The organism is Roseovarius gaetbuli, assembly GCF_900172365.1.
Lineage (GTDB): Bacteria > Pseudomonadota > Alphaproteobacteria > Rhodobacterales > Rhodobacteraceae > Roseovarius > Roseovarius gaetbuli.
Genome location: NZ_FWFJ01000022.1, coordinates 1 through 14,473 on the forward strand (window position 1 = coordinate 1; position 14,473 = coordinate 14,473).

Below are 14,473 nucleotides of genomic sequence, written 5' to 3' on the forward strand. Positions count from 1 at the left end.
GATAGAAAACGCAGTGTTTGCCGGTGTCATATTGCATGATCGTACCCTCAGAAAAATGAGCCTCCGACCCGGCTGCGGCTCATTTTTCTGAGGGTACGATCATAAAGCGATTCTTTCACGCTGAAGCAGGTCCGACTGGAAGTCGGAGGGTTTGCTCCACGGCGTGGATACTAAACGCCCTTATGGCTAAGCGCGACCATCTGGCGATCATGCAAGAGCATCTCGGACCACTCTGTATTGCCGCCGAAATTCTTGTAGATGGTGATGAACACCGTGTCCTTCTCAAGCCGTGACAGCGACGCGCCGCAAGGCGTCTGACGCCCAACACGGCAGACCTTTGACTTGATCGTCTCATAGGCCTTATCGGTGTCGCTATAGGGCTGCACCTTGGCGGGCAGACCATAGCGCAACTGCTCGTGCAGGCCGACCGAACCGAACATCACCAGCGACGCGGTAAATTGTTGCGCACAGCCATCGGCAAAGCCGGTGATGTAAAAGCTATGCGGCCCGGCATCGCGCGGATCGCTGTCATAAAGCGCGTAGACCGGGCGTTTTTCGGGGTATTGCTGCACCCGCTTGCCCATGTCGCGCTGCGCAAGGCCACAAATCCGCGCCGCCTGCCCATAGGGCAGAACCGTACCGGGGCCGATCTCGCTTTGTGCGGCGGATGCCGGTGCGCCAAGGGTTTCGGGGCGCAGAAAGTTCAGAAAACCGCCGCGTTTCGGCGTGTCCGGCTTTGGGGTTTCGGCCAGGGCAAGCACTGTGTCCGGCTCCGGCTCTGGCACTGCCTCTGGCGCGACCACGGTCTCTGCGACTGGCGCGGCCTCTGCCTCTTCAGGTGTAGCGTTCTCTGCTGTGGCGCTCGCCGTGTCGTCTTCGTCGCCCCGCAACAGCCGCGCAAGAAAGCCGCCGCCGGTGCCCACATCCGGTTTCTGGACAAGGCCAACCTGAGGCGGCTCATCGGCAAGGTCTTGGTCGCTCAGCCGCGGGATTTGATCGAGCGGATCGCTACAGGCCACCGCCAGCAAGCAAAATGCCAGATATACTGCCTGCCGCATAACCCTCAGTCCCCCGTTAATCCCACACCGCGTCTTAACCGATTGTACGCGCGCCGGTCCAGCACCCAGAGCCACCGCCCCTGCAATCGGCCCTTTATGGCCGGACCGGCAGCGCCGCGACCTTAGATTTCCTCGACCGTGACAACGCCACTCATGCTCTTGATCGCGCCCTTGATTTGCGGGGTGACGGGGTATTCCTGACCGCTGTCGACCTCGACCTCGCCGGGCAATCCCTGCCCCATCAGGCAAAAATGGATCGGGCCGCGCCCGCCGGCCTTGATGGTGCGCGCGGCGTTATCAAGCACCGAGGCGACCGAGGCGATCACCCCCGGCTGATCTATGAAAATCCGCAATCCGACGGCGCCGGCATCGGCGACCATCCCGTCAATCGGCTGAACGCTGCGGCACAAAAGCTTGAGTTGATCCGATTCCAGCGTCGCCTCGGCGGTGATCACCACCTGCGCGCCGGTTTCCAAAAATTCGCGTGATTTTTCAAGCGCTTCTGAAAACAGCGTCACCTCGTAGCCGCCGGTGGTATCCGACAGCTGCGCAAAGGCAAAGCGGTTGCCGCGCGCCGATTTGCGTTCCTGCCGCCCGGCCACAACGCCCGCCATCTTGGCAAGAAACGGCCCGCCTTGCGCGCGCGCCATCACCTCGTCGAGGGTTTTGACATCCTTGCGCTTGAGCACCGTCATGTAATCGTCAAGCGGATGCCCCGAGAGGTAAAAGCCGACCGCCTTGAACTCTTCGGTCAAGCGCTCTGCGGGCAGCCAATCCTCTAGCGGACTCATCCGTGGTTCGGGCAGATCATCGCCCGCTTCGCCAAACAACGACACCTGATTGGAGTTTTTCTGATCATGGATCGCGGCGGAATAATTCATCAAGCCCTCAAGGCTATCGAACACCCGGCGGCGGTTGCGATCAAGCGCATCAAACGCCCCCGCCCGCGCCAGCATTTCAAGCGGGCGCTTGCCGATCCGCTTGAGATCAACCCGGCGGGCAAAATCGTAAAGCGTTGCAAAGGGTCTGTACTCGCGCCCCTGCACGATCAATTTCATCGCCTCGACGCCAACATTCTTGAGCCCGCCCAGCGCATAATGCAACGCGCCCTCGCGCACCACGAATGTCGCCTCGGAGCGGTTCACACAGGGCGGCACCCACTCAAGGCGAAGGCCCTTTTTGACCTCTTCAAAATAGACCGCCAATTTATCGGTGAGATGAATATCGCAGTTCATCACCCCGGCCATGAACTCGACCGGGTGGTTGGCCTTGAGCCATGCGGTCTGATAGCTGACCACGGCATAGGCGGCGGCGTGCGATTTGTTGAAGCCGTAGTTGGCGAATTTCTCCAGAAGGTCGAAAACCTCGCTCGCCTTCTTTTTCTCGACCCCATTTTCACCGGCACCCTTTTCGAATTTGGGCCGTTCGGCATCCATCGCCTCTTTGATCTTCTTACCCATGGCGCGACGCAACAGGTCGGCGCCGCCAAGGCTATAGCCGGCCATGACCTGGGCGATCTGCATCACCTGTTCCTGATAAACAATAATGCCTTGGGTTTCTTCAAGGATGCTGTCGATCAGAGGGTGAACCGATTCAATCTCGCGCAGCCCGTTCTTGACCTCGCAATAGGTCGGGATGTTTTCCATCGGGCCGGGACGATAGAGCGCCACAAGCGCCACGATGTCCTCGATGCAGGTGGGTTTCATCCGCTTGAGGGCATCCATCATCCCCGAGCTTTCAACCTGGAACACCGCCACGGTCTTGGCCCGCGCATAAAGATCATAGGTCTTTTCGTCATCAAGCGGGATTTGCCCGATATCGTTTTCCGCGCCCTCGATGGGTTCGTAAAGCGTGCTGCCATCGGCGGCGACATGAAGATCGCGCCCGCCCGAGTGGATCTGCTGAATCGCGTTCTGAATGACGGTCAGGGTTTTCAGGCCCAGAAAGTCGAACTTGACGAGGCCGGCCTGCTCCACCCATTTCATGTTGAACTGCGTCGCGGGCATATCGGATCGCGGATCACGGTAAAGCGGCACCAGCGCATCCAACGGCCGGTCGCCGATCACCACACCCGCCGCATGGGTCGAGGCATTGCGCAACAGCCCCTCAACCTGCATGCCGTATTTCAACAGGCGGTCGACAACCTCTTCGTTCTTGGCCTCTTCGCGAAGCCGCTCTTCCTGCGCCAATGCCTGTTCGATGCTGACAGGTTTGACGCCCTCGACCGGGATCATCTTGGACAGGCGATCGACCTGGCCATAGGGCATCTGCAACACCCGCCCGATATCGCGCACCGCCGCCTTGGACAGAAGCGCCCCAAAGGTGATGATCTGGCCGACCTTGTCGCGCCCGTATTTCGCCTGCACGTATTGGATCACCTCTTCGCGGCGATCCATGCAGAAATCGATATCAAAGTCGGGCATCGACACCCGCTCGGGGTTCAAAAACCGCTCGAACAGAAGGCTATAGCGCAGCGGATCAAGATCGGTGATCGTCAGGGCATAGGCCACAAGGCTCCCGGCGCCCGAGCCACGCCCCGGCCCCACCGGAATGTCGTTATCCTTGGCCCATTTGATGAAATCGGCAACGATCAGGAAATACCCCGGAAAGCCCATGCCCTCGATAATGCCAAGCTCGAATTCAAGCCGCGCTTTATAGTCCTCGACCGAGGCCGCATGCGGGATCACCGCAAGGCGCGCCTCAAGCCCGGCAATCGCCTGACGGCGCAGCTCCGCAACCTCGTTATCGGCAAACTTCGGCAGGATCGGATCGCGCCGATAGGTGCCAAAGGCACAGCGCTTGGCAATCTCGACGGTATTTTCCAAAGCCTCTGGCAGATCGGCAAACAGCGTCACCATTTCCTGCGGCGTCTTGAAATAATGCTGCGGCGTCAGGCGGCGGCGCGGCTGGCTCTGATCGACATAGGCGCCATCAGCCACGCAAAGCATCGCATCATGCGCCTCATACATCGCGGATTTGGGGAAATAGACGTCATTGGTCGCCACCAGCGGGATATCCATCGCGTAAGCCATTTCAATCAGCCCGCGCTCTGATAACCGCTCGGCCTCGGGCGCGCCGCCCTCACCGGGATGGCGCTGTAATTCCACATAAAGCCGGTCGCCATAAATCTCCTTGAACTGCCGCATCAGCGCCTCTGCCGCAGGGCGCTGCGCACCTCGCAAAAGCCGCCCCACCGGCCCATCCGGCCCGCCAGTGAGGCAAATCACCCCCTCAACATGCTCGGCCAGATCAGAGACCGTCACATGCGGCAATTCCCCGTCACCGCGCAGGTAGAGGCAGGAATTGAGCTTCATCAGGTTTTCATAACCGCGCTCGTTCTGCGCCAGCAAAACCACTGGTGCCGGCGGCTTGGCCCGCTCGCCCGGCGCCGCCGTGATATAGCCCAGATCGACCTGACAGCCCATGATCGGCTGAATACCCGCCCCGCTGGCGGTCACCGAAAATTCCAGCGCTGCAAACATGTTGTTGGTGTCGGTCACCGCCACGGCGGGCATGCCCGCATCGGCGCAAAGACCGGCAAGTTTCTTGAGCCGCACAGCACCTTCCAACAAGGAATACTCGGTGTGAACGCGCAGATGAATGAATCGGGGATCAGATGTCATAACCGCGACACTAGCCTTGGCGCGCGGTAAACAAAAGACTTGCCAAAGCCCATTTTCGCCGCTTTTATGACCTTACATCACTCAAGCCCGCCGCCTTCTACGCCGCATCGAAGGTCAGGCACGTTCAGGGCAGCTATGGGTAACGCGGCAGGTTTTCACAATGAACATCACGTTTCTTCTCAACGGAGAGACTGTGGCCCTGCAAGACGCAGCGCCCACCCAAACCCTGCTTGACTGGCTGCGCGAGGCACGCGGGCTCACTGGCACCAAGGAAGGCTGTAACGAGGGCGATTGCGGCGCCTGCACGGTTCTGGTGACCGACAAGAATGGCTCCCGCGCGCTCAACGCCTGCATCCTCTTCCTGCCGCAACTGCACGGCCGTGCCCTGCGCACCGTCGAGGGGATAAGCGGCCCCGACGGCGCCCTGCACCCGGTGCAAAGCGCGATGATCGAACATCACGGCTCGCAATGCGGCTTTTGCACGCCGGGCTTCATCGCCTCGATGGCCGCCGCGCATCTCAACGGCGAGACCGATCATGACCGTACGCTTGCGGGCAACCTTTGCCGCTGCACCGGCTACGCGCCGATCATCCGCGCGGCCAAGGCCGCCGAACATGCCCCGGTGCCCGGTTGGATGATGCAGGACCGCCAGATGCTCAATGATCCCAATTTCTTCTTGCCGGAAATATCCTCGGGGGGGGCCAAAGGCCGGGGGGCAGACAGCCCCCCGGCGCCCGTGCGGCCCAAAACCAGCGATGAATTGGCGCGCCATTATGCCCAAAATCCCGACGCGACGTTGATAGCGGGCGCCACCGATATCGGGCTCTGGGTCACAAAGAGCCTGCGCGACATCGCCCAACCGGTCTTTCTCGCCGACTGCACCGACCTGCAACAGATCGCCATAAACAAGGATCACATCCGCATCGGTGCCGGGGTAAACATGGCCCGCATGTATGATCTCATGCGCGAGCATCACCCGTCTTACGCCGCGATGATCCGGCGCTATGGCTCTGAACAAGTGCGCAATGCCGCCACCCTTGGCGGCAATATCGCCAATGGCTCGCCGATCGGGGATAACCCACCGGCCCTGATCGCGCTTGGCGCGAGGCTCCACCTGCGCCACGCCGACACCCGCCGCGACATCCCGCTTGAGGCATTCTTTATCGAGTACGGCAAACAGGATCGCGCGCCCGGCGAATTTGTCGAGACGGTGAGCATCCCGCGCGCGCGCGACCGGCTGCGCGCTTACAAGCTGAGCAAACGGTTTGATCAGGATATCTCGGCGGTCTGCGGCTGTTTCAACATCACGGTGGAAAACGGCAAGATCGCCCGCGCCCGCATCGCCTTTGGTGGCATGGCCGGCATCCCCAAACGCGCCACTCATGTCGAGACCGCCCTGATCGGGCAGGATTGGAACGAGGCCAGCATCAAGGCCACCACCCCCGCCTGGGCGCAGGACTATCAACCGCTCAGCGACATGCGCGCCTCGGGCGAGTATCGCTTGAATGCCGCGCGCAACATGCTGATGCGCTATTTCCTTGAGGACAACGGCGCCGAGGTTGACGTGCAGGGGGTGATGGCATGACGGTTTCCGCCCCCCTTCCCCATGACGCCGCCGCCCTGCATGTGACCGGGCGCGCGCGCTATGTCGATGACATCCCGACGCCTGCGGGCACGCTGCACCTGGCCTTTGGACTGGCGCGAATCGCGCGTGGGCGCATCACCGCGATGGATCTTGCCCCGGTGTGCGCCGCGCCCGGCGTGGTCGCGGTGCTGGCGGCAAGCGACCTTGCGCGCGACGCCGACACCTCACCTTCGGCCCATGACGAGCCGCTGTTGAGTGACGGCAGCGTGCATTTTCACGGCCAGCCGATCTTTCTCGTGATCGCCACCTCGCATCTTCTGGCTCGGCGCGCCGCGCGCATGGCCGAGGTCAGCTATGCCGAACAAACCCCGATCCTGAGCATCGAAGAGGCGCTCGCCGCCGATGCCCGCTTTGAAGAGGGCCCGCGCGTCTATGCCAAGGGCGACGCCGCCGCCGCCATCGCCGGGGCCGCACACCGGGTCGAGGGCCAAATCGAAATCGGCGGTCAGGAGCATTTCTATCTTGAAGGTCAGGCCGCGCTCGCCCTGCCACAAGAGGACGGCGATATGGTCGTGCATGCCTCGACCCAGCACCCAAGCGAGGTGCAACACAAGGTCGCCCATGCCCTTGGTCGCCCGATGCATGCGGTGCGGGTGGAAACCCGGCGCATGGGCGGGGCGTTCGGCGGCAAGGAAAGCCAGGCCAATGCACCCGCCATCGCCTGTGCCGTGGCGGCGGATATCTTGGGGCGGCCCTGCAAGATGCGCTATGACCGCGATGACGACATGGCGATCACCGGCAAGCGCCATGATTTCCGCATCACCTATCGCGCCGGGTTTGACGCCGATGGGCGCATCAGCGGCGTCGAGTTCGTGCAGTATACCCGCTGCGGCTGGAGTCAGGATCTGTCGCTTCCGGTGGCCGATCGCGCGATGCTGCATGCCGATAACGCCTATCACCTGCCTGCCGCGCGGATTGAATCGCACCGCTTGCGCACCAATACCGCAAGCGCCACCGCCTTTCGCGGCTTTGGCGGGCCGCAGGGCATGCTCGGGATCGAACGGGTGCTTGATCACATCGCGCATGATCTTGGGGCCGATCCTCTCGTGATCCGGCAACGGAATTTCTATGCGGCGAATGAGAGAGGGGGGCCGTCTGCCCCCCGGCCTTCGGCCCCCCCCGAGGATATTTCCAGCAAGAAGAAGCTCCAGACGACGCCCTATGGTCAGGAAGTCGAGGATTTCATCCTGCACAAGATGACCGACGCACTTGTGACCTCAAGCGAGTATCACGCGCGGCGCGCGGAGGTGGCGAGATGGAATGCCGCGAATCCGGTTCTTAAAAAGGGGATCGCCCTGACGCCGGTGAAGTTCGGGATTTCCTTTACGCTGACCCATCTCAATCAGGCCGGGGCGCTTGTGCATGTCTATCAGGATGGCTCGGTTCATCTGAACCATGGCGGCACGGAAATGGGGCAAGGTCTGTTCCAGAAGGTGGCACAGGTGGCCGCCGCGCGCTTTGGGCTTGAGACAGGGGCGATAAGGATCACCGCGACGGATACCGCCAAGGTGCCCAATACCTCGGCCACCGCCGCGAGTTCGGGTAGTGATCTCAACGGGATGGCGGTCAAGGCGGCCTGCGACGCCATACGAGAGCGTATGGCTAATTTTCTGGCCGAGTACTTTCAGGGAACGCCGGGGGATGTGATCTTTGCGGGCGGTCAGGTGCGCATTGGCGCGCATGTTCTGAGTTTTGCGGAGGCCGCCAAGCTTGCCTATGAGCATCGCATCAGCCTTAGCAGTACCGGGTTTTACAAGACGCCCAAGCTGGCCTGGGACCGGATCAAGGGCGCGGGGCGGCCGTTCTTTTATTTCGCCTATGGCGTGGCGGTCACCGAGGTGGTGATCGACCGCCTGACCGGCGAGAACCGCATTCTGCGCGCCGATATCCTGCATGATGCGGGCGCGAGCCTTAATCCGGCGCTTGATATCGGGCAGGTCGAGGGCGGCTATGTGCAGGGGGCCGGATGGCTGACCACCGAAGAGTTGGTCTGGGACAAATCCGGACGGTTGAGCACCCATGCGCCCTCGACCTACAAGATTCCGGCCGCAGGCGACCGGCCCGATATTTTCAACGTCGCGCTGTGGGATGCGCAAAACCGCGAGGACACGATTTATCGCTCGAAAGCGGTGGGCGAGCCGCCCTTCATGCTGGGGATTTCGGCCTTTCTGGCGCTCAGCGATGCGATTGCGGCCTGCGGCGATGGCTATCCGGCGCTTGATGCGCCCGCGACGGCGGAACAGGTGTTTGCCGCACTTCAGAGGCAAGAGAATGGCGTTTGACCTGGCCAGCCTGCGCGCCGCCATGGCGCGACACGGGCGCGTCACCCGCGTCGTGATTGCCGCCACCCATGGCTCGACCCCGCGCGAGGTTGGCGCAATGATGCTTGTCTGGGAGGGCGGGCAATCGGGCACCATCGGCGGCGGCGCGCTTGAGTTTGAGCTGGCCCGGCTGGCGCGCGCGCAAACCGCGCCGCGCCGGTTCAGCCGCCATGTGCTTGGGCCCGAGATGGGCCAGTGCTGTGGTGGGGCGGTCGAGGTTTTGAGCGAGGTTTACACCGCCGCCGAGTTGGACGCGATGGCGGATCGACCGGTCATTGCGCGCGCGGTGTCACCCAAGGGCGAGATGCCATTGGCCGTCAGCCGGTTGATCGCGATGGAGCGTGCGCAGGGGATTTTGCCCGACCCGCAGATGATCGAGGGATGGATGGTGGAACCTGTTGCGCGGGCGAGCCGCGCACTCTGGATCTGGGGGGCGGGGCATGTCGGGCGTGCCCTTGTTGAGGTGCTAGCGCCGCTGCCGGGGGTGCAGATTACCTGGGTCGATACCGGTGTCGAGCGCTTTCCTGAGCATATCCCGGTGGGGATTTCGGTGCTGCCCGCGCAAGACCCGGCGCGGCTGGTGGGGCATGCACCAAGAGAGGCTGAGCACCTTGTCCTGACCTATTCGCACGCGCTTGATCTTGAGCTTTGCCACGCGCTTTTGACCCATGGGTTTGCCAGCGCGGGGCTGATCGGATCGGCCACGAAATGGGCGCGGTTTGCCAAGCGGCTTGCCGGGCTCGGCCATGCGCCGGATCAGATCGCGCGCATCACCTGCCCGATTGGCCAACCCGCGCTTGGCAAGCATCCGCAGATGATTGCGATCGGCGTGGCAGCAGAGTTTTTGAACCCTGCCTTGAATGCAGGTACAAAACGCAGAAGCAGCTTCGCATGAAACTTGAAAGCCCCGATAGACTTGCCAAGGCAGGGGTGGTTTCCCTAAAGGTAATCAAAGTCTTAACCGGGGCAGACCGGGACCGGTCGCAAGCGCCCAGACCGCCACGCCCGGACCAGCCGATGCACGCAGGACTTGTCAGGGCGCGCCTTGCGTTCCTAAGCTTTGGGCAGAGGGGCCAAACATGCTGAGACTGCGCCGCAAAAAACAGTCAGAGGAGAGAGCCGGGTGACGGGAGAGCTTCTGAGTGTCGAAGGTCTGACCAAGGCCTATCCCGGCGTTATCGCCAATGACGACGTGTCTTTTGCAATTCGCGAAGGCGAGGTGCATGCGCTTTTGGGCGAGAACGGCGCCGGGAAATCAACGCTGGTCAAGATGATCTATGGCCTTGTCACCCCCGACAGCGGCACCATGACATTGCACGGCGCGCCCTATGCCCCGGCCGAACCGCGTGCCGCGCGCGCCGCTGGTGTGGCGATGGTTTTTCAGCATTTTTCACTGTTTGACGCGATGAGCGTGGCCGAAAACGTCGCGCTTGGCATGGAACATCCCCCCGCCCTGCGCGACCTTGCCACCCGTATCCGGGATGTCTCGGAGACTTACGGCCTGCCGCTTGATCCGTTTCGCACGGTGGGGGATCTGTCCGCCGGAGAGCGCCAACGCGTCGAGATCATCCGCTGTCTGTTGCAGGACCCCAAGCTTTTGATCATGGACGAGCCGACCAGCGTTCTGACCCCGCAAGAGGTTGATATCCTGTTCGAGACGCTGCGCAAGCTGACCGCCGAAGGGGTCGCGATCCTCTATATCTCGCACAAGCTTGAGGAAATTCGCACGCTTTGCGATCACGCCACGATCCTGCGCCTTGGCAAGACGGTGGGCACTTGTATCCCGCGCGAAACCTCGGCGCGGGCGATGGCGGAAATGATGGTGGGCTCGGCCTTTGCCGCGCCTGCGCGGGTTGGCCGCAACCTTGGGACGGTGGCGATTGAAGTGGCCAATCTTTCAATGCCCGCCCCCAGCCAATTTGGCACCGCGCTGGAAAACATCAGCTTTGCGGTGCAGGAAGGCGAGGTTTTGGGCATTGGCGGGGTGGCCGGAAATGGCCAGGATGAATTGCTTGCCGCGCTCTCGGGCGAGGCGCGTGCCGGGGCCGAGGCGATCCGCCTGAAGGGAGACGGGATCGGGCGGCTTGGACCGTCAGAGCGGCGCGCGCGCGGGCTTTTGACCGCGCCGGAAGAGCGGCTTGGCCATGCCGCCGCGCCGGATATGAGCCTGATCGAAAACACGGTTCTGACCGCTGCGGCGCGTGAAAACCTGATGCAAAACGGTTTTTTGAAATGGGGCGCCGCCGAGGCCTTTGCCCGCAAGATCATCACCGCCTTTGACGTGCGCACTCCCGGCCCCGGCACCGCCGCGCGGGCGCTGTCGGGGGGAAATTTGCAAAAATTCGTGATCGGCCGCGAGGTCTTGCAACGCCCCGAGGTTCTGGTGGTCAATCAACCGACCTGGGGCGTGGATGCCGCAGCGGCAGCGGCGATCCGTCAGGCGCTGCTTGATCTGGCGGCGAACGGCGCGGCGGTGATTTGTATCAGTCAGGACCTTGACGAGCTTATGGAAATCTCGGATCGGTTTTGCGCGCTGAACGAGGGGCGCCTGTCAGAGATCAGGCCCGCAGAGGGGCTGAGCGTGGAAGAGATCGGCCTGATGATGGGCGGGGTGCATGGCATGGAGGTGGCGCATGTCTGAGCCGTCGGGATTGAGTATTTTTGCCAAGAAGAAGAACGGACGGACGCCATGCTGAGGTTTGAGAAGCGACCACAGCCCTCGCAGGTCTGGACCTATCTTACGCCGCTTTTGGCGGTGGTGATCACGATGATTGCCGGGGCGGCGCTTTTTGCCGCGCTTGGCAAGGACCCGGTTGCGGCGATCACGACGATTTTCTGGGAGCCGCTTTTTGGCGAGTTCGCGTTTTATTACCGCCCGCAGCTTTTGATCAAGGGCGCGCCGCTGGTGCTGATCGCCATCGGTCTTAGCCTTGGGTTTCGCGCAGGCATCTGGAATATCGGCGCCGAGGGGCAATATATCATCGGCGCGCTGACCGGGGCCGGTGTTGGCCTTGCGTTTTACCCGATGGAAAGCTGGGTAATCTTTCCGCTGATGGTTTTGGCGGGGGCGCTTGGCGGGTGGATCTGGGCAATGATCCCGGCGATTTTGAAGCTGCGCTTTGGGACCAATGAAATCCTTGTGTCGCTGATGCTGGTCTATGTCGCCGAAAAGCTTTTGGCGGCGATGGCCCTGGGATTGATGAAGAACCCCGAGGGCATGGGCTTTCCCGGCTCGCGCAATCTGCGCCAGTATGAAAGCGCGCATAACGCCGAGTTGATCACCGGATCGGGCATGCATTGGGGCGTGGTGGCGGCGATGATCGCGGTGATCTTTGCCTATATCCTGCTCAACCGGCATATCCTTGGCTATCACATTCGCCTGACGGGCCAAGCCCCGCGCGCGGCGCGGTTTGCCGGGGTGAACCCGGCGCGGCTTGTGCTGTTTTGCCTTGGCACCTCGGGCGCGCTTGCCGGGCTTGCGGGGATGTTCGAGGTGGCGGGCCCCGCCGGGCAGGTGAGCATTGATTTCAACGTCGGCTATGGCTTTACCGCGATTATCGTCGCCTTTCTGGGCCGATTGCACCCGGTTGGCATCTTGCTTGCGGGGCTGTTGATGGCGCTCACGTATATTGGCGGCGAGCTGGCGCAATCCAACCTTGGCCTGCCGGCCGCCGCGATCCAGCTTTTCCAGGGCATGCTGTTGTTCTTTCTGCTGGCGGTGGATGTGCTGACCAATTACCGCATTCGCCTGAGCAGATCAGAAGGGGTTGCGTGATGGATTTCGGATCAATCAACCCGGTGCTTTTGCTGGCCTCGCTGATGGTGGCCGCGACGCCGATCCTGTTGGCCGCGCTTGGCGAACTGGTGGTCGAGCGCGCAGGCGTTTTGAACCTCGGGGTCGAGGGGATGATGATCATCGGCGCGATCTGTGGCTTTGCGGTGGCGGTCAACACCGGATCGCCGGTTCTGGGCTTTGTCGCGGCGGCGGGCGGTGGCGCGCTCTTGTCGCTTTTGTTCGCCCTGCTGACCCAGTTTGCCCTTGCCAATCAGGTCGCCTCGGGGCTGGCGCTGACGTTGTTCGGGCTGGGGCTGAGCGCGCTTTTGGGGCAAGGATATGTGGGCATCAAACCGCCGCCCGTGGGCAAGCTTGATATCCCCCTGCTAGGCGATATCCCGGTGCTTGGGCCGATTTTGTTTTCGCATGACCTGATGGTCTATTTCGGGCTTGGCCTTGTCCTCGCGATCTGGGCGATGCTGAAATATACCCGCGCCGGGCTTGTCCTGCGGGCGGTGGGGGAAAACCACGACGCCGCCCATGCGCTTGGCTATAAGGTGGTGCGTATCCGGGTTCTGGCGATCCTGTTTGGCGGCGCCTGCGCCGGGCTTGGCGGCGCCTACATCAGCCTCATTCGCGTACCGCAATGGACCGAAGGCATGACCGCAGGGGCTGGCTGGATCGCGCTTGCGCTTGTTGTCTTTGCAAGCTGGAAGGCCGGGCGGGTCCTGCTTGGAGCCTGGATTTTCGGCGGTGTGACGGTGCTTCAGCTCAATCTTCAGGCGGCCGGGATTGCAATTCCCGTCGAATATCTGTCCATGTCGCCTTACCTTATCACGATCCTCGTGCTGGTCATCATGTCCGCCGATCGCTCGCGTGCCCCGGCCTCTTTGGGCCGTATTTTCCATGCCTCGCAATGAGGCGCTGCCAGACCACAACAACAGGGAGAAACGACATATGAACCTTACAAAACTGCTTGCAACCGCCGCCGTGGCGCTTGGGCTTGCGACCACCGCGATGGCGCAGGACAAGACCAAGGTCGGCTTTATCTATGTCGGCCCGATTGGCGATGGTGGCTGGACCTATGAGCACAACAAGGGCCGTCTCGCCGTTGAGGCGCATTTCGGCGACAAGGTTGAAACCGTCTATCAGGAAAGCGTACCCGAGGGTGCCGATGCCGAACGCGCGATCACGCAGATGGCGCTTCAGGGGGCGGACCTTATCTTTACCACCTCGTTTGGCTATATGGAGCCGACCCTTGCCGTGGCCGGTAAATTCCCGAACGTGAAATTCGAGCACGCCACCGGGTTCAAGACCGCGCCCAACCTTGCGACCTATTCGGCCCGCTTTTACGAGGGGCGCGCCGTGCAGGGCCATATCGCGGGCAAGATGACCAAGTCGAACATCGTCGGCTATATCGCCTCTTTCCCGATCCCCGAGGTCATTCGCGGCATCAACTCGGCCTATATTCATGCCAAGAAGGTCAACCCCGATGTCGAGTTCAAGATCATCTGGGCCTATACCTGGTTTGATCCCGCCAAAGAGGCCGACGCCGCCACCGCGCTGATCGAACAGGGCGCCGATGTGATCCTGCAACATACCGATTCAACAGCGCCGCAAGCCGCTGCCGAAAAGGCCGACAATGTCATCACCTTCGGGCAGGCCTCGGATATGGGGGAATATGCCCCGATGCCGCGCGTCAGCTCGATCATCGACAACTGGGCCCCCTATTACATCGCCCGCACACAGGCGGTGATGGATGACACATGGGAAAGCGTTCAGACATGGGACGGCATCGGCGCCGGCATGGTTGGCATCGGCGAGATCAGCAGCGCCGTGCCCGAAGCCATCAAGGCCGAGGCGCTTGCCCTCAAGGCCGCCCTAGCCGACGGAAGCGATCACCCCTTCACCGGCCCGCTGAAAAAGCAGGACGGCAGCGATTGGTTGGGCGACGGCGAGACCGCCGATGACGGCACGCTTCTGGGGATGAATTTCTATGTCGAAGGCATCACCGGCGACATTCCGAACTAAGCCCTTCACCGAGGCCAAAA

9 protein-coding genes are annotated in these 14,473 nt (G+C 61.9%); 7 read left to right on the forward strand and 2 right to left on the reverse strand.

Annotation, left to right across the window (positions count from 1 at the left end; genetic code table 11):
• Window positions 1-170: 170 nt before the first annotated feature.
• Entirely contained in the window at window positions 171-1,058 is an 888-nt protein-coding gene (locus tag ROG8370_RS11660; protein WP_139838122.1) for a hypothetical protein, read from the reverse strand.
• A gap of 122 nt (window positions 1,059-1,180) precedes the next feature.
• A complete protein-coding gene (gene dnaE / locus ROG8370_RS11665; protein ID WP_085827294.1) occupies window positions 1,181-4,681 on the reverse strand; it encodes a DNA polymerase III subunit alpha in 3,501 nt (1,166 codons plus the stop codon).
• Between the two features lie 160 nt (window positions 4,682-4,841).
• On the opposite strand from dnaE, the gene xdhA reads away from it, so the two are divergent.
• The 7 genes from xdhA to ROG8370_RS11700 all read left to right on the forward strand — a co-directional run bounded on the left by xdhA (window position 4,842) and on the right by ROG8370_RS11700 (window position 14,453).
• Window positions 4,842-6,266, forward strand: coding sequence for a xanthine dehydrogenase small subunit (gene xdhA, locus ROG8370_RS11670; RefSeq protein WP_085827295.1), 1,425 nt, complete (start codon window positions 4,842-4,844; stop codon window positions 6,264-6,266).
• The gene (gene xdhB / locus ROG8370_RS11675) at window positions 6,263-8,608 is read left to right on the forward strand and encodes a xanthine dehydrogenase molybdopterin binding subunit (protein WP_085827296.1); all 2,346 of its coding nucleotides are present in this window, start codon (window positions 6,263-6,265) and stop codon (window positions 8,606-8,608) included. Before xdhA ends, xdhB begins: the two co-directional genes overlap by 4 nt.
• Window positions 8,598-9,542 (forward strand): xanthine dehydrogenase accessory protein XdhC, encoded by a 945-nt coding sequence (gene xdhC / locus ROG8370_RS11680; RefSeq protein ID WP_085827297.1) that lies wholly within the window; start codon window positions 8,598-8,600, stop codon window positions 9,540-9,542. Before xdhB ends, xdhC begins: the two co-directional genes overlap by 11 nt.
• A 228-nt stretch (window positions 9,543-9,770) precedes the next feature.
• A complete protein-coding gene (locus ROG8370_RS11685; protein WP_085827298.1) occupies window positions 9,771-11,288 on the forward strand; it encodes an ABC transporter ATP-binding protein in 1,518 nt (505 codons plus the stop codon).
• 48 nt (window positions 11,289-11,336) lie between these two features.
• Window positions 11,337-12,422 carry an ABC transporter permease gene (locus tag ROG8370_RS11690; protein WP_085827299.1) on the forward strand — a complete coding sequence of 362 codons (1,086 nt, stop codon included), beginning with the start codon at window positions 11,337-11,339 and terminating at the stop codon, window positions 12,420-12,422.
• Window positions 12,422-13,342 (forward strand): ABC transporter permease, encoded by a 921-nt coding sequence (locus ROG8370_RS11695; RefSeq protein ID WP_085827300.1) that lies wholly within the window; start codon window positions 12,422-12,424, stop codon window positions 13,340-13,342. The genes ROG8370_RS11690 and ROG8370_RS11695 overlap by 1 nt, the downstream gene beginning before the upstream one ends.
• Window positions 13,343-13,379: 37 nt before the next feature.
• Complete coding sequence (locus ROG8370_RS11700; RefSeq protein WP_085827358.1) at window positions 13,380-14,453, forward strand: BMP family ABC transporter substrate-binding protein; 1,074 nt, start codon at window positions 13,380-13,382, stop codon at window positions 14,451-14,453.
• Window positions 14,454-14,473 lie beyond the last annotated feature (20 nt).

Coding starts and splice junctions, on each gene's coding strand:
- ROG8370_RS11660 (WP_139838122.1), bottom strand. CDS start 1,058: ATGCGGCAGGCAGTATATCTGGCATTTTGCTTGCTGGCGGTGGCCTGT.
- dnaE (WP_085827294.1), bottom strand. CDS start 4,681: ATGACATCTGATCCCCGATTCATTCATCTGCGCGTTCACACCGAGTAT.
- xdhA (WP_085827295.1), top strand. CDS start 4,842: ATGAACATCACGTTTCTTCTCAACGGAGAGACTGTGGCCCTGCAAGAC.
- xdhB (WP_085827296.1), top strand. CDS start 6,263: ATGACGGTTTCCGCCCCCCTTCCCCATGACGCCGCCGCCCTGCATGTG.
- xdhC (WP_085827297.1), top strand. CDS start 8,598: ATGGCGTTTGACCTGGCCAGCCTGCGCGCCGCCATGGCGCGACACGGG.
- ROG8370_RS11690 (WP_085827299.1), top strand. CDS start 11,337: ATGCTGAGGTTTGAGAAGCGACCACAGCCCTCGCAGGTCTGGACCTAT.
- ROG8370_RS11695 (WP_085827300.1), top strand. CDS start 12,422: ATGGATTTCGGATCAATCAACCCGGTGCTTTTGCTGGCCTCGCTGATG.
- ROG8370_RS11700 (WP_085827358.1), top strand. CDS start 13,380: ATGAACCTTACAAAACTGCTTGCAACCGCCGCCGTGGCGCTTGGGCTT.